The 26,261-nt window shown below is 60.3% G+C and carries 26 protein-coding genes; 21 read left to right on the top strand and 5 right to left on the bottom strand.

The features are described from left to right. Positions 1 to 33 precede the first annotated feature (33 nt). The 9 genes from PY649_RS13650 to rplI all read left to right on the top strand — a co-directional run bounded on the left by PY649_RS13650 (position 34) and on the right by rplI (position 7,367). Positions 34 to 423: a nuclear transport factor 2 family protein gene (locus PY649_RS13650; protein ID WP_285868989.1), complete on the top strand. Its 390-nt coding sequence runs from the start codon at positions 34 to 36 to the stop codon at positions 421 to 423. A gap of 54 nt (positions 424 to 477) precedes the next feature. Beyond that, on the top strand, positions 478 to 1,326 hold the full coding sequence (locus PY649_RS13655) for a helix-turn-helix domain-containing protein (RefSeq protein WP_285868991.1): 849 nt from the start codon (positions 478 to 480) through the stop codon (positions 1,324 to 1,326). 211 nt (positions 1,327 to 1,537) lie between these two features. Further along, entirely contained in the window at positions 1,538 to 1,984 is a 447-nt protein-coding gene (locus PY649_RS13660; RefSeq protein WP_285868992.1) for an SRPBCC family protein, read from the top strand. Between the two features lie 149 nt (positions 1,985 to 2,133). Then, positions 2,134 to 3,192, top strand: coding sequence for an adenylate/guanylate cyclase domain-containing protein (locus PY649_RS13665; RefSeq protein ID WP_285868993.1), 1,059 nt, complete (start codon positions 2,134 to 2,136; stop codon positions 3,190 to 3,192). Positions 3,193 to 3,438: 246 nt separating this feature from the next. Next, positions 3,439 to 4,569, top strand: a complete 1,131-nt coding sequence (locus PY649_RS13670; RefSeq protein WP_285868994.1) for a hypothetical protein — start codon at positions 3,439 to 3,441, stop codon at positions 4,567 to 4,569. Between the two features lie 346 nt (positions 4,570 to 4,915). Then, entirely contained in the window at positions 4,916 to 5,362 is a 447-nt protein-coding gene (gene rpsF / locus PY649_RS13675; protein ID WP_285868996.1) for a 30S ribosomal protein S6, read from the top strand. A gap of 13 nt (positions 5,363 to 5,375) precedes the next feature. Next, positions 5,376 to 5,624 (top strand): 30S ribosomal protein S18, encoded by a 249-nt coding sequence (gene rpsR / locus PY649_RS13680; RefSeq protein ID WP_004122103.1) that lies wholly within the window; start codon positions 5,376 to 5,378, stop codon positions 5,622 to 5,624. Between the two features lie 163 nt (positions 5,625 to 5,787). Continuing rightward, on the top strand, positions 5,788 to 6,768 hold the full coding sequence (locus PY649_RS13685; RefSeq protein ID WP_285868997.1) for a DUF2232 domain-containing protein: 981 nt from the start codon (positions 5,788 to 5,790) through the stop codon (positions 6,766 to 6,768). A 20-nt stretch (positions 6,769 to 6,788) separates the two neighbouring features. Next, complete coding sequence (gene rplI, locus PY649_RS13690; RefSeq protein WP_285868999.1) at positions 6,789 to 7,367, top strand: 50S ribosomal protein L9; 579 nt, start codon at positions 6,789 to 6,791, stop codon at positions 7,365 to 7,367. Positions 7,368 to 7,473: 106 nt separating this feature from the next. On the opposite strand, the gene PY649_RS13695 is transcribed toward rplI, so the two are convergent. From PY649_RS13695 to PY649_RS13705, 3 genes are read right to left on the bottom strand one after another with little or no spacing between them, the layout of a single operon-like run. Next, on the bottom strand, positions 7,474 to 8,538 hold the full coding sequence (locus tag PY649_RS13695; protein WP_285869000.1) for an HlyD family secretion protein: 1,065 nt from the start codon (positions 8,536 to 8,538) through the stop codon (positions 7,474 to 7,476). A 17-nt stretch (positions 8,539 to 8,555) separates the two neighbouring features. Continuing rightward, entirely contained in the window at positions 8,556 to 10,202 is a 1,647-nt protein-coding gene (locus PY649_RS13700; RefSeq protein WP_285869001.1) for an MFS transporter, read from the bottom strand. Between the two features lie 8 nt (positions 10,203 to 10,210). Further along, a complete protein-coding gene (locus PY649_RS13705) occupies positions 10,211 to 10,654 on the bottom strand; it encodes a MarR family winged helix-turn-helix transcriptional regulator (protein WP_285869002.1) in 444 nt (147 codons plus the stop codon). A gap of 344 nt (positions 10,655 to 10,998) precedes the next feature. Here PY649_RS13705 and PY649_RS13710 point away from each other — a divergent pair, with 344 nt between their 5' ends. Further along, entirely contained in the window at positions 10,999 to 12,495 is a 1,497-nt protein-coding gene (locus PY649_RS13710) for a replicative DNA helicase (protein WP_285869003.1), read from the top strand. A 111-nt stretch (positions 12,496 to 12,606) separates the two neighbouring features. After that, the gene (gene alr / locus PY649_RS13715) at positions 12,607 to 13,770 is read left to right on the top strand and encodes an alanine racemase (RefSeq protein WP_285869004.1); all 1,164 of its coding nucleotides are present in this window, start codon (positions 12,607 to 12,609) and stop codon (positions 13,768 to 13,770) included. A gap of 17 nt (positions 13,771 to 13,787) precedes the next feature. Here the strand turns inward: alr and PY649_RS13720 are convergent, their stop codons facing one another. Next, complete coding sequence (locus tag PY649_RS13720) at positions 13,788 to 14,423, bottom strand: LysE family translocator (protein ID WP_285869005.1); 636 nt, start codon at positions 14,421 to 14,423, stop codon at positions 13,788 to 13,790. Positions 14,424 to 14,578: 155 nt separating this feature from the next. On the opposite strand from PY649_RS13720, the gene radA reads away from it, so the two are divergent. The 10 genes from radA (at position 14,579) to rarD (ending at position 25,548) form a co-directional block, all read left to right on the top strand. Beyond that, positions 14,579 to 15,982, top strand: coding sequence for a DNA repair protein RadA (gene radA / locus PY649_RS13725; protein WP_285869006.1), 1,404 nt, complete (start codon positions 14,579 to 14,581; stop codon positions 15,980 to 15,982). A gap of 93 nt (positions 15,983 to 16,075) precedes the next feature. Continuing rightward, the gene (locus PY649_RS13730) at positions 16,076 to 16,699 is read left to right on the top strand and encodes a CvpA family protein (RefSeq protein ID WP_285869007.1); all 624 of its coding nucleotides are present in this window, start codon (positions 16,076 to 16,078) and stop codon (positions 16,697 to 16,699) included. Between the two features lie 164 nt (positions 16,700 to 16,863). Continuing rightward, positions 16,864 to 18,348 (top strand): amidophosphoribosyltransferase, encoded by a 1,485-nt coding sequence (gene purF, locus PY649_RS13735; protein WP_285869008.1) that lies wholly within the window; start codon positions 16,864 to 16,866, stop codon positions 18,346 to 18,348. 51 nt (positions 18,349 to 18,399) lie between these two features. Further along, positions 18,400 to 19,140 carry an SDR family NAD(P)-dependent oxidoreductase gene (locus PY649_RS13740; protein WP_285869009.1) on the top strand — a complete coding sequence of 247 codons (741 nt, stop codon included), beginning with the start codon at positions 18,400 to 18,402 and terminating at the stop codon, positions 19,138 to 19,140. A gap of 211 nt (positions 19,141 to 19,351) precedes the next feature. Next, positions 19,352 to 20,743, top strand: coding sequence for a cysteine--tRNA ligase (cysS, locus tag PY649_RS13745; protein WP_285869010.1), 1,392 nt, complete (start codon positions 19,352 to 19,354; stop codon positions 20,741 to 20,743). Between the two features lie 166 nt (positions 20,744 to 20,909). Further along, complete coding sequence (locus PY649_RS13750) at positions 20,910 to 21,395, top strand: GFA family protein (protein ID WP_285869011.1); 486 nt, start codon at positions 20,910 to 20,912, stop codon at positions 21,393 to 21,395. Beyond that, positions 21,388 to 21,864, top strand: coding sequence for a GFA family protein (locus PY649_RS13755; protein ID WP_285869012.1), 477 nt, complete (start codon positions 21,388 to 21,390; stop codon positions 21,862 to 21,864). The genes PY649_RS13750 and PY649_RS13755 overlap by 8 nt, the downstream gene beginning before the upstream one ends. Further along, positions 21,861 to 22,820, top strand: coding sequence for a prolyl aminopeptidase (pip, locus tag PY649_RS13760; protein ID WP_285869013.1), 960 nt, complete (start codon positions 21,861 to 21,863; stop codon positions 22,818 to 22,820). The genes PY649_RS13755 and pip overlap by 4 nt, the downstream gene beginning before the upstream one ends. Before the next feature lie 88 nt (positions 22,821 to 22,908). Beyond that, the gene (gene cimA, locus PY649_RS13765) at positions 22,909 to 24,525 is read left to right on the top strand and encodes a citramalate synthase (RefSeq protein WP_285869014.1); all 1,617 of its coding nucleotides are present in this window, start codon (positions 22,909 to 22,911) and stop codon (positions 24,523 to 24,525) included. Positions 24,526 to 24,636: 111 nt separating this feature from the next. Continuing rightward, positions 24,637 to 25,548, top strand: a complete 912-nt coding sequence (gene rarD / locus PY649_RS13770) for an EamA family transporter RarD (RefSeq protein ID WP_285869015.1) — start codon at positions 24,637 to 24,639, stop codon at positions 25,546 to 25,548. Between the two features lie 28 nt (positions 25,549 to 25,576). On the opposite strand, the gene PY649_RS13775 is transcribed toward rarD, so the two are convergent. Further along, complete coding sequence (locus PY649_RS13775; RefSeq protein WP_285869016.1) at positions 25,577 to 26,200, bottom strand: LOG family protein; 624 nt, start codon at positions 26,198 to 26,200, stop codon at positions 25,577 to 25,579. Between the last annotated feature and the right edge of the window lie 61 nt (positions 26,201 to 26,261).

Genomic DNA, 26,261 nt, shown 5'->3' on the forward strand with positions numbered 1-26,261 from the left:
TGTTGCCTTCAGCAACACATCAGGAGACAGACTATGAATGAGATGCTTTTTACGAAGCGTGAAACACCGGACTGGCTGTTGGCCTTCTGGAAGGAAATTGACGACAAGACCTTCGGCGCCGGCTTCGACTGCTTCGCAGACGATGCCACCGCAAATTTGGGTATCGCTGAATGGAAGGGCCGCGAGACCATCCGCGAAAGTCTGCGCGCTTTCATCGACACCGGATTTACCGCCGTTCATGATGTGATCGAATATTGGGACGGCGGGGTCCTCAAGGTCTTTCGCGGCTTCGTTACGATGACCCCGGACGATCCGAACCACCCTGTCGTCAAGCCCGTCATGACGCATTTCTTTTACATGGACGAGGCTGATCACACCAGAGTGCGTCACTGGTTCGGCTCCGTCGGGCCGGTGCAATTCTAACCTTTCCGTGCCAGGCATAAGATGCCCCAGGCGCAGCCGACAAAGAGATCCTTCATGACGATCAGCAACAAAGCGATATCTGTGTCGAAACAGCTCGGCCCGTTGCTGCGTCACTGGCGGGAGGTGCGCGGCAAAAGCCAGCTCGACCTTTCGATGGAGACGGGCGTTTCGCAACGCCATATCAGCTTCGTCGAAAGCGGCCGCAGCGTCCCCAGCCGCCAGAGGCTGCTGACCGTCGCCGAGGCGCTCGACGTGCCGTTCCGCGAACGCAATACACTGTTGCTCGCCGCGGGCTACGCACCGATCTATTCGGATGATTCCTGGGACGCACCGGAAATGCAACCCGTCGCAGATGCTCTGCGGCGGATGCTGCGTCAGCATGAACCTTTCCCCGCGGTTGTCATGGATCGCTATTGGAATGTTCTGCTGTCCAACACCGCCACGCTCCGCTTCTTCAACTGCTTCGTCGATATGGCAGCGCGCAATTCGCCACGCAATTTGCTGCATCTGATGTTCGACCCCGCCGGAATGCGCCCCTTCATTCGCGACTGGCCGGAGACATCGAGAAGCTTGCTGGCGCGCGTCCATCGCGAGTCCATCGGCCGGGTCGTCGACGACAAGACCCGGGAGCTGCTGAAAACACTGCTCGCCTATCCAGATGTCGAAGTCGACTGGAAAGCGCTCACCGCGCCCACAAGCACGCCCGTCATTCCTCTGGTCTTTGTGAAGGGTGGCAAGAATCTTGGCTTCTTTTCACTGATAACGACAGTCGGCACCCCGATGTCCATCGCATTGCAGGAGCTCAGGCTCGAATGCATGTTCCCGACGGATCAGCAGACCGAACGGCTCTACGCAGAAATGATGAAGGATGCGCCGATGCCGATATTTCCTGCGGATCATTGATGGGATTGCCAAGGCCAACGCCGCTTTCCGCCCGTTGCGAATAATGAAGATTGAGCGCACAGCGTAGCAACCCGTCGCGGGCATCAAGTAACGCCCTTATTGCAGGCAGGCTTGCGCCTACATGCTGTTGCCTGAGGACGTTCCGCGTTAGGATGTGGCTGTCCATTCTCCGCCTCCGGTGAGGCAGGCCATGCAACCAAAGGAGAGACCGATGCCAGAAACCCTCGTCGTCCGCCAAGAGAGGCGCATCCCGGCGCCGCCCGCAGCGGTCTTCGCCCTCCTAACCGATCCGGAAAAGATTCTGCGCTGGATGGGAACGGAGGCACAGATCGAGCCTCAGCCCGAGGGGCTCTATCTCGTCAATGTCACTGGTGCGCGTTTTGCCCGCGGCTCCTTTCGCGAAGTCGTACCCGTACACCGCCTGGCCTATAGTTTCGGCTGGGATGGCAGCGACGCGGTCCCACCGGGGTCGAGCCTGGTCGAGATCGACCTGATCGAACAACCGGACGGAACGCTGCTGCGCCTGACCCACACCGGCCTGCCCAATGCCGAACAATGCGCCGGCCATGCTGAAGGCTGGGCTCACTATCTTGGACGGCTCGCCGAAGCTGCAGCCGGGCGAGATCCGGGTCCGGACCCAATGGCTGGCAGAAAATGACCGCTTTCTGCACCCGAAATCGCCGGCCTTGAGCCGACTACCGCGCCCAACGGCGTCAGTCGCAAGACGTAGCCGTAGCTTTCATTGCAAACATAAGCGCCGCCGCCAACGCAGATGACAGCCTGCGGCGGCCATGGCATGATCGAGGCATGGATCTGCCCGCCCCTCTTGCCTGGCTGGTTGACGAGGCAGGAGCCTCGCCCGGCCCTGAACGGTTCCTGGCCGAGCTCGGCGGACGGCTACTGGCCGATGGCCTGCCGCTTGCCGGGGGAGCCCTGTCGCTCGCGGTACCGCATCCGATCATCGCCCGACGCATTTGGCTATGGCGATCCGAAACCGGGACGGTGATCGAGTCGCTGGGCTTCGCCGGCGGTCCACCTAGCCAAGCCGGACACGACTGGCTGACCGGGCTTGGCCCAGTGCAGGAAGACACGATCGGCACAGCCCAGGACAGCCCAGTGCTGGGCTGGGCCGGGACTCGGCCATTCGACTCCGTCGAGACCGGCCGGCTGCGCCAGGCCGCGCGCTTCGCCGGAGCGCCCTTGGCTGCGTTGGCTGCGCAAGCGGCGCTGGCAGCGCTTCTCGAGGCCTATCTCGGCCGGCGCAGTGCCGCCCGGGTACAAGCCGGCGCGCTGCACAGAGGCACCGGGGAAACGATCCGTGCTGCACTGCTCTGCGCCGATTTACGCGATTTCACCGCCCTGTCCGAGGCGACGGAGCCGGCGGCGATGATCACAGCCCTCGATGCCTGGTTCGACCGCGTTGCCGGGGCAGTGCATGCTTTCGGGGGCGAGGTGCTGAAGTTTATCGGCGACGGCGTGCTCGCGATTTTCCCGGCCACCGGCGCGCCGGGCGAGGCCTGCGAAGCGGCGCTTCGCGCGGTCGCCGCCGCCCGCGCCGGCATGGCCCACCTCGATGCGGTGCGGCAGGCGCAGGGGCAGCCGCCGTTGCCTTTTGGTGCGGCACTGCATTTCGGCGAGATGCTCTGGGGCAATATCGGCGCCGCCGACCGGCTGGACTTCACCGCCATAGGCCCTGCAGTCAATCTGGTCAGCCGGCTCGAAGGGCTATGCAAGCCGCTTGGCCGCAGCGTGCTGATCTCCGGCGCAGTGGCGGCTGAGACGACGACGACCTTGATCCCCTTAGGCGAGCACCCATTGCGCGGTATCGCCGACCCCTGCGCGGTCTTCACGTTGCCGGATGACTAAATTCCGTGCGCCAGGTCCGGCCGGAAGATCGATCAGGCAGGCACCAATTTAGTGGATATGGTCAACGCCCACGTGAAAAATCCACGCGGCATAAACGGCTGGCTGGCTAAAAACGGTAGGTTGATCTTGATGGCCGTGATTTCACATTGCAATTTTAACATTAGTCAAACTCAATAATAAACGCTCACCTTGTGAAAATATGAAGGCTGTGAAATTCATAGTCCTCAGCGGACAAGAGGACGTGTGATGAAATTATTTCAAATGAGCTGTGCTGCATGGCTGCTTGTTTTGAGCACGACTCTGTTTGCAAGCGGTGCCGCTGCCCATCTTACCTATACCAAACTTACAACGAGCGAAGGACTACGCTTTGTAATCGTAAACGGCTCGTTCGATGCCGATGACGATTTGAGTAAATTTCGCAGCGTGGTGATTTCTTACCATGCGGAAGCTGTCAACTTCGACAGCCCTGGCGGAAACGTCAAAAAAGCGATCGAGCTCGGCAGGTTGATCCGATCGTTGGGTTTGAACACAGTCACCGTGCGTACAAAAGAATGTGCATCCGCCTGCTCCCTAGCCTTCCTCGGAGGCGTCATCCGTGTTGCGGAGGCAGGCTCCATCGGCGTCCACAAGACTTCATTTAGCGACACGAAGGGGATGCGTGTCGAGGAGGCGGTCGCCGCGGTGCAAGCGATCACTGCCGATGTCATTTCCTATATGACAGATATGGGCGCCGATCCCGGGTTGCTGAAACTTTCGCTACAATATGATTCCGACGACATTCGCTATCTCTCGGCAAGCGAGATGAAGCAATATAGAGTAACCACGCCGGATGAAGAGGAACCAGGGCCGGAATCACAGGTTGCAAGCAACGTATCCGCCTCACTTCAAATTCCGATCGCACAAAACGGCATTGTTCAGCATCCCGCGGGCACAGCGCCATTGAAGGCAAGTGGTAACGCAGACTCAAAAACGGTCGCCAAATTTGCGAACGGAAGTGCGCTAGACATCAAAGGCCGCGAAGGCGACTGGTATCAGGTGTCAATTGCCGGCCAGACCGGATACATGCACCATACTTGGGTCTGGGTTCGGGAATTCGAGGAAAACCAGTTCGGCAGGCGCTATATTCAGATCAAAAGCGTCGACAATTTAGAAGCGGCACGATCGATCGTTTTGAATTCCAAAATTCCTTTGGCTGCGCATCTAACAACAAACGGCTGGTTTGCAATCACGGTCAAGACTCCAGGAGGCAACGACATTGAACGTTCCCTGCTCCGATCACTGCTGGCGAGCCATGCAATCCCAAAAGACGCGGTCGTAACGTTCGGCAATACGTATGTTCGGGAAGTTTGTTGCAGCGCCGTGGTGTCAAATAAGTAGTCGCATTGAAGCTGAGTCTCACTGCCGACTTGTCCGCTTTGGTTATTTGCGGCAAGGCCGGCCCTCGACCGACCGTAGCCGATTTAGATGTAGCCCTTGCCTTTCCCCGAAAAATCCGTATAAGCCGCCCTGTTCGCAACCCGGTCTTCTGGCTGGTGGCTGAACGGAGGGCCGGTTTTCTTCTCTGAAAATCGTTCGGAACGGAAGCGTTCCAGCCTCCCGTGTCTCCGCTCTCGACCGTCTCGGAAACGCTTTTCTTGCTTGGGTTTATCCCTCTCAGGAGCAGTCGTTGAGGCTTAGCCGCCGAATATCGGGTCAGACCAACGCAAGAAAGGCAAAGCTATCCATGGCTCTTTATGAACATGTATTCCTTGCCCGGCAGGATATTTCCGCTCAGCAGGTCGATGCCCTCGTAGAACAGTACAAGGGTGTTATCGAAGCTAACGGCGGTAAAGTCGGGCGTATCGAAAACTGGGGCCTCAAGTCCCTTACCTACCGTATCAAGAAGAACCGTAAGGCTCATTACGCCCTGATGGACATCGATGCACCGGCCGCTGCCGTCCAGGAAATGGAACGTCAGATGCGCATCAGCGAAGACGTCCTGCGTTACATGACGATCGCTGTCGAAAAGCATGAAGACGGCCCGTCCGCCATGATGCAGAAGCGCGACCGTGACGACCGTCCGCGCCGCGATGGCGACCGTCCGGAGCGCAGCTTCGGCGATCGCGGTCCGCGCCCGGATCGTGGTGACCGCGACGACCGTCCGCGCCGTCCGCGCGAAGACCGCGTATAAGGAGTTCTGAAAGATGTCTGAAGTTTCCTCCGCACCGGTCCGCCGCCCGTTCCATCGCCGCCGCAAGACCTGCCCGTTCTCGGGCGCCAATGCGCCGCGCATCGACTACAAGGACGTTCGCCTCCTGCAGCGCTACATTTCCGAGCGTGGCAAGATCGTTCCGTCCCGCATCACGGCCGTTTCCCAGAAGAAGCAGCGCGAACTCGCTCAGGCGATCAAGCGCGCTCGTTTCCTCGGCCTGCTGCCCTACGTCGTCGCCTAATCTCGACCGACGCGACGTAATTTAAGGGAAGGCAGTCATGCCTTCCCTTTTCCCTTCCGCGGTGGGCGCGGATCGGAACTTTGAAACCCCATGTTGGGGACGGCTTTCAGAACCGAGTGTCGGAAGCATCCTCTAACTGCTCGATACGAAGCAGGACAGCGACGTGAAACAGATGAACCCGAAAGTGCTGGCCATCGGCGCCCTCGCCGGTCTTACCGCCGCCCTACTTGTGTATGGCGCGACGGTGCAGCCGTTGATGTTCATCCTGTTCGGCGCACTTTCCGCCCTTCCGATCCTCATTGTCGGCCTCGGCTGGGGCAACATCGCGGTCATCGCCGCCGTCGTGGCTGCCGGCATCGTCGGCACGATCGCGCAATCGGTCTATTTCGGGCTCTTCGTCGTTCTGCTGACGCTGATCCCTGCTTGGCTCAGCCATCTCGCCAATCTGGCGCGTCCTGCCAACGAACTCGGGGGGCCGGACAATCTCATGGCGTGGTATCCGCTCTCCGACATCATGCTGCACCTATGCGGACTGGCCGCCGTCGTCATCATCGTGGCCGGTGCGGTCATGGGCTACGGCGCCGACCTCGTCAGCGAGGTGGTGGATCTCTACGTCAAGGCCATGGGCGAGCAGCAGCCGACGTTGCCGGTCGATCCTGTCGCGATTCAGAAGACCAAGGCCGTCATGCTTTATGCAATCCCCGTCGCCTGGGGCATGATCTGGGTCATGATGCTGCTGGCCGCGTACTATGTGGCCACCCGCATCGTCGCGGCTTCGAACCACAATCTGCGCCCGCGCGACGACATTCCCTCGGCGCTGCGCATGAACCGCAATGCGATCTTCATTTTTCTCGCGGCAATCGTCGCGATCTTCTTCGGCGGCGTCCTGGCCCTCATCGCCGCCGCCGTGCTCGGTGCCTTCGGCGCGGGCTTCATCGTTTCCGGCTTTGCGTCGCTGCATTACCGGACACGGGGCAAGGATTGGCGCCTGCCGGTACTGATCATCTGTTACCTGATGTCCTTCCTGCTGACGCTGCCGCTCTTCATCGTTCTCGTTCTCGGCCTCTACGATACCCGCAAGGCGATATCGCTGACCCCGAACAAGAATGCCGATAATTCCAAACAACCAGACTCGAAACTCTGACATCAGAAAGGAACAATAAAATGGAAGTCATTCTCCTCGAGCGCATCTCCAAGCTCGGCCAGATGGGCGAAACCGTCAAGGTTCGTGACGGCTTTGCTCGTAACTACCTGCTGCCGCTCGGCAAGGCACTGCGCGCCAACGCCGCCAACAAGGCCCGTTTCGAAGCCGAACGCGCCACGCTCGAAGCTCGTAACCTCGAGCGCAAGAGCGAAGCACAGAAGGTTGCCGACGTTCTCGGCGGCAAGTCCTTCATCGTCGTTCGCTCGGCTGGCGAAACCGGCCAGCTCTACGGCTCTGTCGCCGCTCGCGACGTCGTTGAAATTCTGGCTGCCGAAGGCTTCAACATCGGCCGCAACCAGGTTCACCTGAACACGCCGATCAAGGCCATCGGCCTGCACAATGTCGCGATCGCGCTTCATGCGGAAGTCGAAATCAACGTCGAGCTCAACGTTGCCCGTTCCGCCGAAGAGGCCGAGCGTCAGTCCAAGGGCGAAACCCTCACCTCCGCTGACGCCATCTACGGCGTCGACGAAGATGCCCTGCGTCCGGAAGACTTCTTCGATCCGGAAGCTGACGGCAACGCCGAAGACGAAGCTTGATTCGAACCTTCGCAGCGATGTGAAAATGAAAAAAGCCTGGGTCTTGCGACCCAGGCTTTTTATTTGTTTCGTTCGCCCGGCGGCTACGGGCTCACCCCTTGCCGCCTCAATTCTCCGCCGTATCCTGCACGGGCGGCGAATTCTTGTCGACGGAGATGACCACCGACATGCCGGGCGCAAGATCGTCCGCCTGGGGCTGATTTTCGTCGATCTTGACGCGTACGCCGACGCGCTGCGCCACTTTGGTGAAATTGCCCGTGGCATTATCAGCTCTGATGACGGCGAATTCCGAACCCGCCGCCGGCGAGAAGCGCTGGATATGGCCTTTGAGCTCGCGATGACCGAGTGCATCGACGGAAATGGTCACGGGTTGGCCGACCTTCATACCGTCGAGCTGCGTTTCCTTGAAATTGGCGATGACCCAGACATCCTTCGGAACCAGCCCCATGAGCTGCGTTCCCGCCGTCACATATTGGCCGAGGCGGACGCCGACCTCGCCAACGCGGCCATCTCGTGGCGCGACGATCGTCGCATTCTGCAGATCGATCTCCGCAAGTTGCACGGCGGCTTCCGCGCCACTCACACCGGCTTCCAGCGAGGCGCGGTTGACAATGATCGTCGTCAGATTCTGTTGCGACACGTCAAGCGCCGCCTTCGCCTGATTGACCGCAGCCTTTGCCTGTTCCAGCGTCGCCTGCGCTTGTTCCGAATCGGCGGTAGTCGACACGCCCTTGGCCACCAGCGTCGCCACGCGATCCCAGGCAAGCTGGGCGCGCTTCATGGCAGCGTTGGCGCTATCGACCTGTGCCTGGCTTGAGGCGATGCCGGCTCGCGCCGCCTGCTCCTGTTGTTGCGAGTTGGCGAGTGCGGCCTTTTGGCCGTCCAACGTCGCGCGTGCCTGCGCCACCCTTTGCTGATAAATGCGATCGTCGATCTTTGCCAGCACGTCGCCCTGCTTGACCAGCTTGTAGTCTCTCGTCGGAACATCCGTGATATAGCCGCTGACCTGCGGGCTGATGGTCGTCACATAGCCTTTGACGTAAGCATCGTCTGTTGTCTCGACGGAACTTTGGAAAGGCGGCAAATGCCAGGCATAAAGCACGAGCATGACACCGCCGACACCGGCGAGCACGGCGATAACTTCGATGGGGGAGCGAACAAGCCTCGACATGGAGCTATTTCATACCTTTAAGGGTTGGATGCCACGGCCTGCGGCCGCGAATCGGCGAGCCGCGCCTTGATGAAACGGTAGAAGACATGCAGCGAAAGCGCGACAAGCGATACGACCGCAATGACACCCGCGACGAAGAAGGCATCGCCATAGGCGAGCGTATTGGCCTCGCGGGTAACCTGCGCGGCGAGTAGCGCCAATCCCTCGCCCTTCAGCAGTGCGCTGTCGCCGATTACCCTGCCATAAGACGCGGAAAGCTGGCTGACGCGCTCGGCGACGTGGGGATACATCAGCAACACACGCTCGGTCAGCACGGCGGAATGGAACTTTTCACGTATGATGATCAGCGTACCGTAGAAGGCCGAGCCGATCAGGCCGCCGATACTTTGCGTGAAGGTGAAGACCACGAAGAAGGTCACGAGATAAGGCGCGCCCTTGGCAAAGGCAGCCTTGAAGCCCGCAGACATGGAAGGCGGCAGGAAAAGGGCCGCACCGGCTGCAACCAGCGCCTGGCTGAGATACATCTCTTCAGGTCGGGTCAGGGTGGTGACCTGCGCATCCATGAAGGAGCCGATGGCCATCATGACGAGCGCCACGAACTGGATCTGCCAGCTCAACCCATAGCTCATCAGCACAGTGCATATGAGACCGCCGATAATCGAGAAAGCCAGGATGATCCAGTAGAGCATCGCCAGCTGATCGTAGAGCAGGCCGACAGCATTCTGATAGAAAGTCATGAGAACCGAGGTCTGCTCGGCAGCAATCATGCGGAAGATCAGCAGAATTGCGGTCAGATGCAGGATCTCCGGACTGAGCAGCCAGCGGACGTCGATCAGCGGCGTTGGCCGGCGCAAGTCGATGACGGCGGCGAGCGTCACGGTGGCGATGCTGAGAGCCAGCAGCACGCCGAGCCAAGGCACTTCAAGCCACCAATAAAGCCGCCCGACGGAAAGGACGATCGCAAGGGAACCGAAACCGATAGCGACCAGCAGATAGACGATAATGTCCCCGAAGACGATGACCTTTACCCGCGGCGGCGGCGTCAGCGGCAGCAGATAGATGATCGGCATCACCAGCAGCGCCAATGCCATTTCCAGCGTATAGAGCCCGCGCCATTCGCCATAATCGAGGAGCGACGGCGAGACAAGACGGGTGATGGGCGCTGCCAGAAGCGTGTTCATCATCGCTAGGCTAACGCCGATTGTCAGCTTCTTGGCCGGCTCGAAGGCTTCCAGCATGTAGAGAAAGCCAAGCGTCGACAGCGGTGCGCCGGCAATGCCGCTCAAAAAGCGGACGACAATGGCCGAATGCAGGTCCGAGACGAAGAGATTGAGGAGCGAGGCAACGAGGAAGCCGAGAATGCTGACTTCAGCAAAATTGCGCACACCATATTGCAGGCGGATTTTCACCAGCGCGATGGCGAGGCTGACATTCGGCGCCATGTAAGCAGCCGACAACCACGCGGATTCGGTTGTCGTGGCGGCAATGGTCCCCTGGATTTGCGTGAGATTGGCGAAGGCGAGATTGAGACCGAGGCCCTGCGTCAGGAAAAACATGACGGAGGCGCCGATATATAGCGGTACCTTCCAGTGCGGCACGGGCGGTGGGGCGGCTGGCACGGCTACGTTGGCTTGCGCATTTACCGGGCCGGACTCACCGCTCATACGCTACCTCATGATTTGCCTACATTCTGCAGATTGGCGGTCATTGCGCGGATGACCTTGAGGGCCATATCGACATCATCGTCCGAAATCCCCTGCAGGATATCCGCACGCACGCCAGTGGCAAGAGCCTCGACTTCCGCTGCCACCAATTTTCCTGAATCTGTCATAAATATCTGCTTGGCGCGCCGGTCCGACAACACCGCACGGCGCTCGATGAAGCTCTGCGCCTCCATGGCGTCGAGGATGCGCACCAAGGTTGGGGTTTCAAGCTCCAGCTCATCGGCGAGTTCGCGCTGATTGATGCCATCGCGCTTCGAAAGCTTATGGAAAACCCGGGCTCTCGCCAGCGTCATGCCATGCTCGCGCACCAGGCCGTCGAACGCCGCTCTCAGCTTCCGATTGAAAGCGGAAAGTTCGTCGAACAGTTCTCGGCGTGGCGGCGCACCAGACATAATTGCTGCTTTATACTATTAGTAACCTACCCTAATTCAACGAAATAACCGGGTTCTCACATCTTTTCAAGCGCGATTGGCAGCTTGCAGGATGTCACCGGGGGCGGACCGGGCTAAAATGACCCATAGAAGTTCTCGTATGTGATTCGTGTGTCGGGCATTCCGTTGCAAAGTGGCGACAAGGGCTTTTTTACTGCGGAGAATTTGTCCCTGTGGATGAGTGGAACAATGTGAATAGCCCGGAGGAATTGATGCCGTTCGGCACGGCACTGCCCTTCTGCAATTGACCCTGACATCGGATCGTCGCAAACCATTCGGCACTCCAAAATACGAAGAGACGGAAAATGAACGAAGCTGCGCGAAAGATCGCCGCAATTGCTCCCGCCGAACCGCATTACCGCGAAGCGCCCAACAATATCGAGGCTGAACAGGCCCTGCTCGGCGCCATCCTCGTCAACAATGACGCCTATTACCGTGTCTCCGATTTTCTGAAACCCATTCATCTTTACGAGCCGCTGCATCGAAAGATCTTCGAGGTGGCGGGCGACATCATCCGCATGGGCAAGACCGCCAATCCGGTGACGATCAAAACTTTCTTGCCGGCGGAAGAGAAGGTCGGCGACATGACGGTGGCGCAATATCTCGCCCGTCTCGCGACCGAAGCCGTGTCGATCATCAATGCCGAGGATTATGGCCGCGCCATTTACGATCTGGCGCTTCGTCGGGCGCTGATCACCATCGGCGAGGACATGGTCAACATCGCCTATGATGCGCCGCTCGACATGCCGCCGCAGACGCAGATCGAGGATACCGAGCGCCGGCTGTTCGAACTCGCCGAAAACGGCCGGTATGACGGCGGCTTCCAGGCCTTCAACGACGCGGTGGCGCTGGCGATCGACATGGCGGCCGTCGCCAAGGAGCGCGATGGCGGTCTGTCCGGCATTTCCACCGGCATTCATTCGCTCGACAGCAAGATGGGCGGCCTGCAGCGCTCGGACTTGATCATCCTCGCTGGCCGTCCCGGCATGGGCAAGACCTCGCTCGCCACCAATATCGCCTATAACATCGCCGCCGCCTATGAGGGCGAGGTACAGCCGGATGGCTCCACCAAAGCGAAGAACGGCGGCGTCGTCGGTTTCTATTCGCTGGAAATGTCCTCCGAACAGCTCGCCACCCGTATCATCTCCGAGCAGACGGAAGTTTCCTCGTCCAAGATCCGCCGCGGCGACATCAATGATGCCGATTTCGAAAAGCTCGTCGCCTGCTCGATGATGATGCAGAAGGTGCCGCTCTATATCGACCAGACCGGCGGTATCTCCATCGCCCAGTTGTCGGCGCGGGCGCGACGCCTGAAGCGTCAGCGCGGCCTCGACGTTCTCGTGGTCGACTACGTTCAGCTGATGACCGGCTCGGGGAAATCGAACGAGAACCGCGTCCAGGAAATCACCCAGATCACCACCGGCTTGAAGGCGCTCGGCAAGGAGCTGAACGTACCGATCATCGCGCTCTCGCAGCTATCGCGCGCCGTCGAAAGCCGCGACGACAAGAGGCCGCAGCTTTCGGACTTGCGTGAATCCGGTTCGATCGAGCAGGACGCCGACGTCGTGCTCTTCGTGTTCCGCGAGGAATATTACGTCAAGAACGCCGAACCGCGCGATCCGGCCGATCCGAAATATGCCGAATGGGAAGCCCTCTTCGACAAGGTGAAGGGTACGGCCGACGTTATCATCGCCAAGCAGCGTCACGGGCCAACCGGCACCGTAAAGCTCGCCTTCCAGTCGGAGTTCACGCGCTTTGCCGATCTCGCCGACTCTTCCTTCCTGCAATACGAAGAGCACTGATGAAGGCTGCCCGCAGCGCATATGTGCGGTGCAGCACTTTCTCTTTCCATCAATGATCAGTATTCTGGCCGGAGCAGCATCCGCTCCGGCCCTTTTTATTCAGGCGGCTCCATGACAGATAGTTTCGAAGACAATGACGCTTTCGCCTTTGCCGGGCTTCGGTTGACGGTCGATCTAGGCGCTTTGGTCCAGAACTGGCAGGACATGGCCCGCCGCTCCGGCAGAGCCCGGACCGGGGCTGCAGTGAAAGCCGACGCCTACGGCCTGGGGATCGAAGATGTTGGCGAGGCGCTTTATCTCGCCGGCGCCCGCGATTTCTTTGTCGCCACGGCCGACGAAGGCGCCACGCTCCGGCTCTACGCGCCGGATGCCCGCATATTCGTCCTCTGCGGCATTTGGCCTGGGACCGAGCGGCTGTTTTTCGAAAACGACCTTGTGCCCGTCATCGCTTCCGAAGAACAGTTGACCTTCTGGATGTCGGTGGTCGCCGACCATGGCGACCATCCCTGCGCGCTGCAGGTCGATACGGGCTTCAATCGGCTGGGACTGCGGGCGGAGGACGCCATCGCGCTCGCCAACGATGTCTCACGCCCGGCGAGTTTTGCACCTGTCCTGGTGATTAGCCACCTCGCCTGCGCCGACGATCCCGCCAATGTGATGAACAAGCAGCAGCTTGAGACGTTCCGCACGGTCAGCGCCGCCTTCGAAGGCATCGAGGCGAGCCTCGCCAATTCCGCCGGCATCTTCCTGGGCTCCGCCTATCAATTCGACCTCACCCGTCCCGGCATCGCCCTCTATGGCGGCCAGGCGGTGAACGGAACGGCGAACCCGATGCGGCCGGTCGCAACAGCCGAGGCGCGCATCATCCAGACCCGCTCGGTCAAAGCCGGCGAGACGGTCAGCTACGGCGGGGCGCTGCAGCTCGCTCGCGACAGCCGGCTCGCCGTCGTCTCGGCCGGCTATGCCGACGGGTATATGCGCAGCCTGTCAAGCGGCGGCGTACCGCTGCGCCAGACCGGCCTGCCAGGCGGAGAGGGATTCATTGCAGGCCACAAGGTGCCCGTTGCCGGCCGTATCACCATGGACCTGACCATCTTCGACGTGACCGACGTGCCTGAGAAACTGGTCCGTGCCGGCGACTATATCGAGCTCTTCGGCAAAAATATTCTCATTGACGACGCTGCCCGTGCCGCCGGCACGATCAGCTACGAGATGCTGACTGGCCTGGGCCTGCGACATGAGCGGCGCTACATCTCGGACGAGACCGCCGAGTAGAAGGGCGTCAGCTCAGCTCAACGCGCACTGATCGCCAAGCGGACACCCAGCGCTACGAACAATGTTCCAAGCCCCCGGTCCAGCCAGAGGCCCGTGCTTCGATTGCGCCGCAGTGCCTCGGCAAGGCGACCACCGAGAAGAATGAGCGGCGGTTCAATGAAGGCGGCGACCACGATGATGAGGCTGCCGTGGAGCAGGAGCTGCGCCCAGACCGGGCCTGCGCCTTCGACGACGAACTGCGGAAGGAAGGCGAGAAAGAAGACGGCTACCTTCGGGTTGAGCAGCGAAACCAGAATGCCTTGCCGGTAGATGCGGCTCCAAGGCAATACCTTCCCCGCCTCCTTGATCCAGGCGCCCTCGCCCTTCGAGCGCAGCGCCTGTATGCCAAGCCAGATGAGATAGGCTGCCCCAGCCCATTTCACTGCAGAAAACGCGATAGCCGAGGCCGCCAATATCGCCGACAGCCCGGCAGCGGCCATCAGCACATGAAGGCAGGCGCCGCTCCAAATGCCAAACAGTGCCGCGAAGCCGGAGCGCCTGCCGCTCCTGAACGTATGGCCGAGAATGAAGGCGATGTCCGGCCCCGGCGACAGATTGAGCAGGGTGGCCGCCGAAAGAAAAGTGATCCAATGCGCAAGCGTGTAGTCGAACATCCGTCATCACCGATCGAAAACCCGGCATAAAGGCTGACACATTCGCCGTTGATACGGAAATCATTAGTTTTGATGGGCCGGGAAAGACATTATCTGACAGCCGATCGCGATTCGCTGCGAAAAGCGAAGCATTTGAATTTTGAGAACAGCATCCGATGGCCAAAGCCCGTACACAATTCATCTGCCAGAACTGCGGCACAGTCCACAATCGTTGGGCCGGCAAGTGCGACGGTTGCGGCGCATGGAACACCATCGTCGAGGAAGATCCGATGGGCGGTATCGGCGGCGGCCCTGCGAAGACGCCGAGGAAGGGAAAGCCCGTAACGCTGACGTCGCTTTCGGGGGAGATCGAGGAAGCGCCGCGCATCCATACCGGCATATCCGAGCTCGACCGAGCAACCGGCGGCGGCTTCGTCCGCGGCTCGGCCGTTCTCGTCGGCGGCGATCCCGGCATCGGCAAGTCGACGCTGCTGATGCAGGCAGCGGCCGCGCTGGCCCGTCGTGGGCACAAGATCGTTTATGTCTCCGGCGAAGAAGCCGTGGCGCAGGTTCGCCTGCGTGCCCAGCGGCTGAAAGCGGCCGACACGGAAGTCCTGCTGGCGGCGGAAACCAATGTCGAAGACATTCTGGCGACGCTTTCCGAAGGCAAGCGACCGGATCTCATCATTATCGATTCCATCCAGACGCTGTGGAGCGAGCTTGCCGAATCCGCGCCCGGCACCGTCACGCAGGTGCGCACCGGCGTCCAGGCGATGATTCGCTTCGCCAAGCAGACGGGTGCCGCCATGGTGCTGGTCGGCCACGTTACCAAGGACGGCCAGATCGCCGGTCCGCGCGTGGTCGAACATATGGTCGACGCCGTCCTTTATTTCGAAGGCGATCGCGGCCATCATTACCGCATCCTTCGCACGGTGAAGAATCGCTTCGGCCCAACGGACGAGATCGGCGTGTTCGAAATGTCCGACAGCGGCTTGCGTGACGTGGCCAATCCGTCTGAACTCTTCCTTGGTGAGCGCAACTCCAAGTCGCCTGGCGCGGCCGTCTTTGCCGGCATGGAGGGTACACGGCCGGTGCTGGTCGAAGTGCAGGCGCTGGTTGCGCCGACCTCGCTTGGTACGCCGCGCCGCGCCGTGGTTGGTTGGGATTCGGCGAGGCTGTCGATGATTCTCGCGGTTCTCGAGGCACACTGTGGTGTTCGGCTCGGCCAGCACGACGTTTATCTCAATATTGCCGGCGGTTATCGCATTTCTGAGCCGGCTGCCGACCTCGCAGTCGCCTCTGCACTGGTTTCATCCCTGGCTGGTCTTGCCCTTCCCGCTGATTGTGTTTATTTCGGCGAAGTCAGCCTGTCGGGCGCCGTCCGGCCGGTTGCGCACACTGCTCAGCGCCTCAAGGAAGCCGAGAAGCTGGGATTTTCTGCAGCGCTTCTCCCCACCGCCTCCGCCGACTTGCCAAAGGGCAATGGCGGACGCTGGAGCGAGATCGACAGCTTGCCGGACCTGGTGGTGCGCATAGCTGGATCGAAGGGCGCGCTGAAGCGCGCCGAAGACGAAGACTGAGCCTTACTTCAGCCGTTCTTGACGGTGAGAGAGGCACATATTGAGGCCGATGGCAGCCACGCTCGGCGCGGCAAGTCTTGGAGTGGATTATACATGCCCATTACGATTTTTGACGGTATTGTTATCGGCGTCATTTTGTTCTCTGCCGTTCTGGCCATGGTCCGCGGCTTTTCCCGCGAAATTCTCTCAATCGTCAGTTGGGGCGGCTCGGCCGTTGCCGCCTATTATCTCTATTCTCTGCTCGTACCCTACGCGCTGCACTACACGGCGGACACCCGCATCGCGACTGTCGCCTCTGCCGCCGTCATCTTCCTGATCGCGCTGATCGTCATTTCGTTCATCACCATCAGAATTGCGGATTTCATCATCGACAGCCGCATCGGCGCGCTCGATCGCACGCTCGGCTTCCTCTTCGGTGCTGCCCGCGGCCTGCTGCTGATGGTCGTCGTCGTGGCCTTCTGGAACTGGCTGGTCGCGCCGCCTGCACGCCCGGATTGGGTCAACAACGCCAAATCGAAGCCTTTCCTCGATTCGCTGGTCGAAAAGCTCAAATCCGCGCTTCCGGAAAACATCCAGGCGATGCTTCCAGCCGAGATCCTCAACAAGATCGCGCCGAACCAGCAGCAACAGCAATCACAGCCACAGGATGGCGACAACGGCTCAACGAACGATACGGCGCCTTCCGATGATGCGCCCGCGCCGAAGACGAACAATTAACAGTGCGTTTACAGGCTTGACCCGCCGGGCGATAATCGCCATGTGAGCGGCACGAAATACGAAAATCCGGCCCGATATTCTTTCCGGCCGGATTTTCAGCTATTTTTGCATTTAGTCGCAACGCCGCCCCGATCCGCCCACGTTGAGAGCAAAGGCCTGCAGTCATGAACCATTCCCTTTCCATCGAGGATGATATCGACGGCGACACGCTGCACGAAGAATGCGGTGTCTTTGGCATTCTCGGGCATCCGGACGCGGCCACGCTGGCGGCTCTCGGCCTGCACGCCCTGCAGCATCGCGGCCAGGAAGCGGCCGGCATCGTCTCCTTCGATGGTCAGCGCTTTCATTCGGAGCGGCGGATGGGTCTCGTCGGCGATCACTACACCGATCCCGCGACACTCGCCCGCCTGCCCGGCGATCGTTCGATCGGCCACGTGCGTTATTCGACGACGGGCGAGACCATCCTGCGTAACGTACAGCCGCTGTTTGCTGAATTGGAAGTCGGCGGCATCGCGATCGCTCATAACGGCAATTTCACCAACGGCCTGACCATGCGCCGGCAGCTGATCGCCGACGGCGCCATCTGTCAGTCGACGTCGGACACCGAAGTCGTTCTCCATCTCATCGCCCGTTCCAAGCATCCCTCCTCCTCCGACCGCTTCATCGACGCGATCCGACAGATGGAAGGCGGCTATTCGATGCTCGCCATGACGCGCACCAAGCTGATTGCAGCGCGCGATCCGATCGGCATCCGGCCGCTGGTGATGGGCGAACTCGACGGCAAGCCGATCTTCTGCTCCGAAACCTGCGCGCTCGACATCATCGGCGCGAAATATATCCGCGACGTTGAAAACGGCGAGGTCGTCATCTGCGAGATCCAGCCGGATGGCTCGATCACTGTCGACGCCCGCAAGCCGGAAGTCTCTCAGCCCGAGCGTCTCTGCCTGTTCGAATATGTCTATTTCGCCCGTCCTGATTCCGTAGTCGGCGGCCGCAACGTTTACGTCGCCCGCAAGAACATGGGTATCAATCTTGCCAAGGAAGCGCCCATCGAGGCGGATGTCGTGGTACCCGTCCCAGATGGCGGCACGCCCGCCGCGATCGGCTATGCTCAGGCAAGTGGAATTCCCTTCGAGCTCGGCATCATCCGCAACCACTATGTCGGCCGCACGTTCATCGAGCCGACGCAGCAGATCCGCGCCTTCGGCGTCAAGCTCAAGCACTCTGCCAACCGCGCTATCATCGAGGGCAAGCGCGTCGTTCTGGTGGACGATTCCATCGTGCGCGGTACGACCTCGGTCAAGATCGTACAGATGATCCGCGATGCCGGCGCCCGCGAAGTGCATATCCGCGTCGCCAGCCCGATGATCTACCATCCGGATTTCTATGGCATCGACACACCGGATGCCGACAAGTTGCTCGCCAACCAGTACACCAGCCTGAAGGCGATGTGCGATTTCATCGGTGCCGATTCGCTGGAGTTCCTGTCGATCGACGGCCTCTACCGCGCTGTCGGCGGAAGCCCGCGCGACAACGCGCAACCGCAGTTCACCGACCATTATTTCACCGGTGATTATCCGACCCGCTTGCTCGACCGGGAAAGCACCAGCAATGTGCGCAAGCTTTCCGTGCTCGCCAGCAATGGCTGACATGGGGCGCTTCGCCCTTCTCTTTCCCTAGCGCATTCGGATCAAGGCAGCATGAGCATAGATCTCAAGGACAAAATCGCCCTCGTTACCGGCGCATCGCGCGGTATTGGTTACTTCACGGCATTGGAACTGGCCAAGGCAGGCGCGCATGTGATTGCTTGCGCCCGCACGGTTGGCGGCCTTGAAGAACTCGACGACGCCATCAAGGCTGTCGGCGGTTCCGCGACGCTCGTCCCCTTCGATCTTGCCGATATGAACGCCATTGATGCGCTCGGCGGCTCGATCTTCGAGCGCTGGGGCAAGCTCGATATCCTCGTCGCCAATGCCGGTGTACTCGGTGTCATCTCGCCGATCGGCCATGTCGAGGCGAAGGTGTTCGAAAAGGTGATGACCATCAACGTCACCGCGACCTGGCGGCTGATCCGCTCCGTCGAGCCGCTGCTGATGCGCGCGGACGCGGGTCGCGCCATCATCCTGTCGTCGGCCGCCGCCCATCGCTGCCGGCCTTTCTGGGGTCCCTATTCGGCGTCCAAAGCAGCTGTCGAGGCGCTCGCCCGCACCTGGGCCGGCGAAACGCAGAGCACAGCGCTCCGGATCACCAGCGTCGACCCCGGCGCCACCCGCACCGCGATGCGCGCGCAGGCGATGCCCGGCGAAGATCCGGAGACTCTGCCGCATCCCCGCGACGTCGCCCAGGCCATCCTGCCGCTCGCCGGTCCTGATGTCGCCGAAACCGGCAAGCTCTTCGTCGTGCGTGAGAACCAGCTCGTCGACTATCGGATGCCGGAATAATCGGTCATCGCGGCCCTATGCCGGCTCTTGACCAATCACCCCAGTCGCGCGATAAAGCCGGCCATGAAAACGGTTATCTGCATTATCTGCCGGAAGATTATTCGCTAGCGCTTCGCTGGCCTGGCCGTTTTCGTCTCCCAAAATCCAAGATGACAAACGTCCCGGCCCGCCGGTGACGGTATTTTTTGGATCTATGCCTTGGGAGAATGAAATGGGCACCGAGCCGCAACTGAAGTTTTACAACACGCTGACGCGCGAAAAGGTCGACTTTCAGCCGATCGACCGCGAGAACGTCCGTCTGTATGTCTGCGGCCCGACGGTTTATGATTTCGCCCATATCGGCAATGCCCGGCCCGCGATCGTCTTCGATGTGCTGTTCCGGCTGCTGCGGCAGGTCTATGGCGAAACTCACGTCACCTATGTGCGCAACATCACGGACGTAGACGACAAGATCAACGCGCGCGCATTGCGTGATCATCCCGGTCTGCCGCTGAACCAGGCGATCCGCCTGGTCACCGAGAAGACCGAGACGCAGTACCGTGAAGACGCGATTGCGCTCGGCTGCCTCGAGCCGACGATGCAGCCGCGCGCCACGGAAAACATCGCGCAGATGATCGAGATCATCGAGAAGCTGATCGCCAAGGGCCATGCCTATCAGGCGGCCGGAGAAGTGCTGTTCGACACCAAATCCATGGCAGACTACGGCCAGCTTTCGAAACGCAATCTCGAGGAGCAGCAGGCAGGCGCGCGTGTTGCCGTCGACGCGCATAAGAAAAGCGCGGGCGACTTCGTGCTCTGGAAGCTGTCCGACGAGAACGAACCCGGCTGGGAAAGCCCCTGGGGCCGCGGCCGTCCGGGCTGGCATATCGAATGCTCGGCGATGAGCGGCCGGTATCTCGGTGATGTCTTCGACATTCATGGCGGCGGCTTGGACCTGATCTTCCCGCACCATGAAAATGAGATCGCTCAGTCTCGTTGCGCCCACGGTACCGACGTGATGGCGAATGTCTGGATGCATAACGGCTTTCTGCAGATCGAAGGCCGCAAGATGTCGAAGTCCGAGGGCAATTTCGTCACCATCTACGAGCTGCTGCATACCGATAAACTCGGCGGGCGCACGTGGCCGGGGGCGGTGTTGCGGCTTGCCATGCTGATGACGCATTACCGCGAGCCGATCGACTTTTCCGTGAAGCGGCTGGAAGAAGCCGAACGGCTTCTGGCGAAATGGCCGGCGACGGATGTCGGGAATGCCGAACCGGATGCCGCTGTAATGGCGGCCTTGGCCGACGACCTCAACACCGTCGCGGCGATCCAGGCGCTGCACGCTTTGGCGCAGGCTGCCAATGCCGACGCCGGCGTCCTGCCTACCTTTGCCGCCAGCGCGGCACTTCTCGGCCTGTTGCCAGAGAAGGTGGAGATCGATGACGCCGTCGTCATGGAAATCAACAGGCGGGTGCGAGTACGGTTGGAACTGCTGAAGGCGAAGAACTTTGTCGAAGCCGACAAAATCCGCGAGGTACTTTTGGCTGAGGGTATTCAATTGAAGGACGGCAAGGACGCGGCGACGGGTGAACGGACGACGACTTGGGAGGTCAAACGGTGAGCATGAATACCCCCCTCTGTCACTTTCGTGACATCTCCCCCACAAGGGGGGAGATGGGGGGGAGTCTGCCGCTTGTCTTCGCAAAATCACTAAGCTTGGTTTCCGCAGATTCGATCTCCGTTTGGGTTTGCATGCATATCCTCATGATCTTGGGAAAGGATAAGGCATGACCGTCTCGATCTTCACCGGCGGCTGTCAGTGCGGCGCAATCCGTTTCCGTGTCCGCGGCGAACTCAAGGACGCGTCGATCTGTCATTGCCGCATGTGTCAGAAGGCCTTCGGCGCATATTATGCGCCGTTGGTCTCGACGCGTGGCGCCGAACTCACATGGACACGTGGCGAGCGGAAGACGTTTCAATCGTCCAACTATGTGAAGCGTGGCTTCTGCGCGGATTGCGGCACGCCGCTGACCTATGAGGCGCCCGATGGTATTGCGGTCGCGGCTGGCGCCTTTGACGATCCCGCTAAGCTGCCGCCCGTCGTGCAATACGGCGTGGAAGGCAAGATCGACTTCGTCGATCGGCTGCATCTGCTGCCGGGGCACCGGACGGAAGAGGATGCCGAGCAGGCGCCGTTCGTGCTGAACATCGTCTCATACCAACATCCCGATCACGATACCCAAACCTGGCCACAGGAGAAGAGCCATGACTGAAGCGATCCGAAGCGGAGGATGCCAATGCGGCGCGGTGCGGTTTCGCATTCGCGGTGAGCTCGGCCGCCCCTCGATCTGCCATTGCCGCATGTGCCAGAAGCAGTTCGGCAACTTCTTCTCCGCCCTGGTTACGGCGCCGCGTGACGGGCTGGAGTGGACGCGAGGCGAGCCCACCTATTTCCAGTCTTCCGTCAATATCGACCGTGGCTTCTGCAAGAATTGCGGCACGCCGCTGACCTATCGCCACCCCGGCGGGCTGGAAATCGCCATTGGCGCCTTCGACGAACGTGACGATCTGGCGCCGCGGATCCAGGTGAACTACGCCTCGCGCCTGCCATGGGTTGAAACCATATTTGAGCAACCGGTCCACCAGGACCCGGATTTTTACGCACGACAGGAGCAGATCATCTCCTTCCAGCACCCCGATCACGATACGGACATTTGGCCCTCCGAAGGATTGAAAATATGACGGAAATATTGCGTACGCTTTACCCGGAGATCGAACCCTATGCCTCCGGCCATCTCGATGTCGGCGATGGCCACGTCATCTATTGGGAACGCGTTGGTACGCCCGGTGCGAAGCCCGCTGTTTTCCTGCATGGCGGGCCTGGCGGCGGCATCTCTCCAATCCATCGCCGTCTATTCGATCCGGCACTTTACGATGTTACGCTGTTTGACCAGCGCGGCTGCGGCAAGTCGACTCCGCATGCCGATCTCAACGCCAATACGACGTGGCACCTCGTTTCCGATATCGAGCGGCTGCGCGAGATGGCCGGCGCAGAAAAGTGGCAGATCTTCGGCGGCTCCTGGGGCTCGACGCTGGCGCTTGCCTATGCGGAAAAGCATCCCGAGCGGGTCTCCGAACTGATTGTGCGCGGCATCTACACCCTGACCAAGGCAGAACTCGACTGGTATTATCAGTTCGGTGTCTCGGAGATGTTTCCGGACAAATGGGAGCGCTTCATCGCGCCGATCCCTCCGGAAGAGCGTCACGAGATGATGCTCGCCTATCACCACCGGCTGACCCACGAAGACAAGGCAGTGCGCATCGAGGCCGCCAAGGCCTGGGCGATCTGGGAAGGCGAAACCATAACCCTGTTGCCGGACCCTGCGACCAGCGGAAAATTCGAAGAAGCCGAATATGCACATGCCTTCGCGCGTATCGAGAACCATTTCTTCGTCAATGGCGGCTGGCTCGAAGAAGGCCAGCTTCTTCGCTACGCTTTCCGATTGCGGGATATTCCCGGCGTCATCGTTCACGGCCGCTACGATATGCCCTGCCCGGCAAAATATGCCTGGGCTCTGCACAAGGCATGGCCGAAAGCCGAGTTCCACCTGATCGAAGGCGCCGGCCACGCCTTTTCCGAACCTGGTATTCTCGACCAGCTCATCCGGGCAACAGACAAGTTTGCCGGGAAAGTTTGAACCCAACAAGCCGCTCTCCCCGCCTCTTTGGCACGGCGGGGAGAGAAGCGACTGAATAGGACGAAACCGGTTCGCCGGAGGAAACAGAATGACACGCGAAAAAATCTATCTCTTCGATACGACCTTGCGCGACGGGCAGCAGACGCCCGGCATCGACTTTTCGGTCGAGGACAAGATTTCCATCGCCACCATGCTGGACGAATTCGGCCTGGACTATGTCGAAGGCGGCTATCCTGGCGCCAATCCGACCGATACCGCTTTCTTCAATGAAAAACGGACGCAATCGGCTTCCTTCGTCGCCTTCGGCATGACCAAGCGCGCCGGCGTTTCCGCCTCCAACGACCCTGGTCTTGCAAGCCTAATCCAGGCAAAGGCCGACGCCATCTGTTTCGTAGCCAAGAGCTGGGACTATCACGTCAAAGTCGCTCTCGGCTGCACCAACGAGGAAAACCTCGAAAGCATCGCCGAAAGCGTCAAGGCGGCTGTCGGCGCCGGCAAGGAAGCGCTTGTTGACTGCGAGCATTTCTTCGACGGCTACAAGGCCAATCCGACCTACGCGCTCGCCTGCGCCAAGACGGCCTACCAGGCCGGCGCGCGCTGGGTCGTGCTCTGCGACACCAACGGTGGCACGCAGCCGCCGGAAGTGCGCGCCATCATCGAAGCCGTGATCGCCGAGGGCGTTCCCGGCGAATGTCTTGGCATCCATGCACATAACGACACCGGCCAGGCGGTCGCCAATTCGCTCGCCGCTGTCGAAGCCGGCGTGCGGCAGATCCAGGGCACGCTCAACGGCATCGGCGAACGCTGCGGCAACGCCAACCTGATCACGCTCATTCCGACACTTGCCTTGAAAAGGGCCTATAGCGAGCGCTTCGAAACCGCGATCGACGGCGAACGGCTCTTGGGCCTGACCAGGCTGTCGCATGCCTTCGACGAGTTGCTGAACCGCTCGCCGGACCATCAGGCGCCCTATGTCGGCGCCTCGGCCTTTGCGACCAAGGCCGGCATCCACGCCTCGGCTCTGCTGAAGGACCCGCGGACCTATGAACATGTGCCGCCCGAGAGCGTCGGCAATTTCCGCAAGGTCATGGTATCTGACCAAGGCGGCAAGTCGAACTTCATCAATGCGCTGAAGCGGCGCGGCATCGAGGTCGGCAAGGACGATCCGAAGCTTGACCGGCTGATCCAGATCGTCAAGGAGCGCGAAGCGTCGGGCTATGCTTACGAAGGCGCCGATGCCAGCTTCGAGCTTCTGGCGCGCCGCACCCTCGGCACCATTCCGGAATTCTTCGCGATCGACGGCTTCCGCGTCATGGTCGAGCGCCGCTTCGATTCCCATGGCCGCGTAAAGATCGTCTCGGAAGCGGTGGTCAAAATCATCATCGACGGCCAAACCATCATGTCGGTTGCCGAAGGCGATGGCCCGGTCAATGCACTCGACCTGGCGCTGCGCAAGGATTTCGGCAAGTACCAGCATGAGATCGACGATCTGGAACTGGCGGACTTCAAGGTGCGTATCCTCAACGGCGGCACGGAGGCCATAACCCGCGTTCTGATCGAATCCACCGACAGCAGCGGCGTGCGCTGGTGGACAGTCGGCGTTTCGGAAAACATCATCGACGCTTCCTTTCAGGCGCTGATGGATTCCGTCATCTACAAGCTCATGAAGAACCGGCATATGGCAGGCAAGATCGCGGCGGAGTAATCCGCCGCCTATCAAAAACCTTGACGATGCCGTCAAGGAAATGAATTGGCCTCGCGATACGTGTTGGAGTAATGCCGTCGTAAAAGAAAAATAGCACGGCGGGAAACATCCATGGCCACCGATACGATTGCAGTAGATATCAAGAACGAGGACAGTCCGCGCGGGTTCGGTTTCGTGCTGACGGCTTATCTGCTCTGGGGCGTCCTGCCGCTTTACATGAAGGCCATGGCGCATATTCCGGCCATGGAGGTCATCGCTCACCGCATTTTCTGGTCCGTTCCCGTTGCCGGCGCCGTGCTTCTGGCGCTGGGCCGTATGGGCGATGTGAAGGCGGCGCTCAGCCACCCGCGTACAGTCGCCATGGCTTCGGTGACGGCGATGCTGATTACCATCAATTGGGGCACCTATGTGTGGGCCATCGGCGCCGGACATTCGCTGGATGCGGCGCTCGGCTATTTCATCAATCCGCTTTTCAGCATCGCGCTCGGCGCGTTGCTGCTGAAGGAGAGGCTGGCGCCGACGCAGATCGTTGCGATCGCTCTCGCGGCTGCAGCGGTCGTCATCCTGACCGTCGAAGCCGGGACCTTGCCTTGGGTGGCGCTATCGCTGACCTTCTCCTGGGGCTTCTACGCCTTTTTCCGCAAGACGCTGCCGGTCGGGCCGAATCAGGGCTTCTTCATCGAGGTGCTGCTGCTCTGCATCCCCGCCCTGCTCTACATTCTCTATCTGGAGGCGCGCGGCGAAGGCCATCTCTATCGCACGGGCCTCTCCGATATGGCGCTTCTGCTCGGTTGCGGATTGGTAACCGCTCTGCCCCTGATGATCTTCGCCAATGGAGCGAAGCTCCTGAGGCTCTCCACCATCGGCATCATGCAATATATCGTGCCGACCATGGTCTTCCTTATCGCAGTCTTCCTGTTCAAGGAGCCTTTCGGCACGACGCAGATGATCGCCTTCTCGCTCATCTGGGCGGGGCTGGCACTTTATAGCTGGTCGATGCTGCGTCAGAGCCGCGGGCGCTAACCACCGAACATGGTTAGCAAATCCCTAATCAGAGCTTTGCGATAACGGCCTCTTCGCCGCCTCGCGAGCCCACCGTTTCGGCCGCATGCTTGCGGATTGCCGGGATGATGTCGGCGATCTGGTCGACGACCATCGGCTGCACACGATGGGCGGTGTGGACAAAGCCCTCTTCCGTCATGTGGCGGATCAGCTCCATCATCGGATTCCAGAAACCGTTGATATTGGCGAAAACCATCGGCTTTTCATGGCGGCCGAGTTGGCCCCAGGTCATGATCTCGACGATCTCCTCCAGCGTACCGATGCCGCCCGGCAGCGCCACGAAGGCGTCGGCGCGCTCAAACATGGTGTGTTTGCGCGTATGCATGTCAGGAGTTATGATGAGTTCGTCCAATTGGCCGAGCGAATGGCGCGTCGCTTCCATATCGACGAGGAACTCCGGAATGATGCCGGTGACCTGACCGCCATGTGACAAAACGCCGCTCGCCACTGCGCCCATGATGCCCTTCGTTCCGCCACCGTAGACAAGGCGTAACCCGCTCTCGGCGATGTTCTTTCCAAGCTCGCGGCCTGCAGCCATGTGGGAAGGATCGCGCCCCGGCCTGGAGCCGCAATAGACGCAGATGGATCGAATTGGCACAGAATCGTCAGTCATGAATGCAAACAACTATGCTGCAAGTGCTCAGTCAAGAATTTTCAAAGGAAAACTTGCGCCA

The organism is Rhizobium mayense (assembly GCF_030272705.1).
Lineage (GTDB): Bacteria > Pseudomonadota > Alphaproteobacteria > Rhizobiales > Rhizobiaceae > Rhizobium > Rhizobium mayense.

Excerpts from the sequence above, each read along its gene's own strand:
- PY649_RS13695 (WP_285869000.1), bottom strand. The coding sequence starts at position 8,538 with ATGTCGAGGCTTGTTCGCTCCCCCATCGAAGTTATCGCCGTGCTCGCC.
- PY649_RS13755 (WP_285869012.1), top strand. The coding sequence starts at position 21,388 with ATGACTGAAGCGATCCGAAGCGGAGGATGCCAATGCGGCGCGGTGCGG.
- PY649_RS13670 (WP_285868994.1), top strand. The coding sequence starts at position 3,439 with ATGAAATTATTTCAAATGAGCTGTGCTGCATGGCTGCTTGTTTTGAGC.
- radA (WP_285869006.1), top strand. The coding sequence starts at position 14,579 with ATGGCCAAAGCCCGTACACAATTCATCTGCCAGAACTGCGGCACAGTC.
- PY649_RS13660 (WP_285868992.1), top strand. The coding sequence starts at position 1,538 with ATGCCAGAAACCCTCGTCGTCCGCCAAGAGAGGCGCATCCCGGCGCCG.
- PY649_RS13700 (WP_285869001.1), bottom strand. The coding sequence starts at position 10,202 with ATGAGCGGTGAGTCCGGCCCGGTAAATGCGCAAGCCAACGTAGCCGTG.
- rpsF (WP_285868996.1), top strand. The coding sequence starts at position 4,916 with ATGGCTCTTTATGAACATGTATTCCTTGCCCGGCAGGATATTTCCGCT.
- PY649_RS13705 (WP_285869002.1), bottom strand. The coding sequence starts at position 10,654 with ATGTCTGGTGCGCCGCCACGCCGAGAACTGTTCGACGAACTTTCCGCT.
- purF (WP_285869008.1), top strand. The coding sequence starts at position 16,864 with ATGAACCATTCCCTTTCCATCGAGGATGATATCGACGGCGACACGCTG.
- cysS (WP_285869010.1), top strand. The coding sequence starts at position 19,352 with ATGGGCACCGAGCCGCAACTGAAGTTTTACAACACGCTGACGCGCGAA.
- PY649_RS13720 (WP_285869005.1), bottom strand. The coding sequence starts at position 14,423 with ATGTTCGACTACACGCTTGCGCATTGGATCACTTTTCTTTCGGCGGCC.
- pip (WP_285869013.1), top strand. The coding sequence starts at position 21,861 with ATGACGGAAATATTGCGTACGCTTTACCCGGAGATCGAACCCTATGCC.
- PY649_RS13665 (WP_285868993.1), top strand. The coding sequence starts at position 2,134 with ATGGATCTGCCCGCCCCTCTTGCCTGGCTGGTTGACGAGGCAGGAGCC.
- rarD (WP_285869015.1), top strand. The coding sequence starts at position 24,637 with ATGGCCACCGATACGATTGCAGTAGATATCAAGAACGAGGACAGTCCG.
- alr (WP_285869004.1), top strand. The coding sequence starts at position 12,607 with ATGACAGATAGTTTCGAAGACAATGACGCTTTCGCCTTTGCCGGGCTT.
- PY649_RS13740 (WP_285869009.1), top strand. The coding sequence starts at position 18,400 with ATGAGCATAGATCTCAAGGACAAAATCGCCCTCGTTACCGGCGCATCG.
- PY649_RS13730 (WP_285869007.1), top strand. The coding sequence starts at position 16,076 with ATGCCCATTACGATTTTTGACGGTATTGTTATCGGCGTCATTTTGTTC.
- cimA (WP_285869014.1), top strand. The coding sequence starts at position 22,909 with ATGACACGCGAAAAAATCTATCTCTTCGATACGACCTTGCGCGACGGG.
- rplI (WP_285868999.1), top strand. The coding sequence starts at position 6,789 with ATGGAAGTCATTCTCCTCGAGCGCATCTCCAAGCTCGGCCAGATGGGC.
- PY649_RS13650 (WP_285868989.1), top strand. The coding sequence starts at position 34 with ATGAATGAGATGCTTTTTACGAAGCGTGAAACACCGGACTGGCTGTTG.
- PY649_RS13655 (WP_285868991.1), top strand. The coding sequence starts at position 478 with ATGACGATCAGCAACAAAGCGATATCTGTGTCGAAACAGCTCGGCCCG.
- PY649_RS13775 (WP_285869016.1), bottom strand. The coding sequence starts at position 26,200 with ATGACTGACGATTCTGTGCCAATTCGATCCATCTGCGTCTATTGCGGC.
- PY649_RS13750 (WP_285869011.1), top strand. The coding sequence starts at position 20,910 with ATGACCGTCTCGATCTTCACCGGCGGCTGTCAGTGCGGCGCAATCCGT.
- PY649_RS13710 (WP_285869003.1), top strand. The coding sequence starts at position 10,999 with ATGAACGAAGCTGCGCGAAAGATCGCCGCAATTGCTCCCGCCGAACCG.
- rpsR (WP_004122103.1), top strand. The coding sequence starts at position 5,376 with ATGTCTGAAGTTTCCTCCGCACCGGTCCGCCGCCCGTTCCATCGCCGC.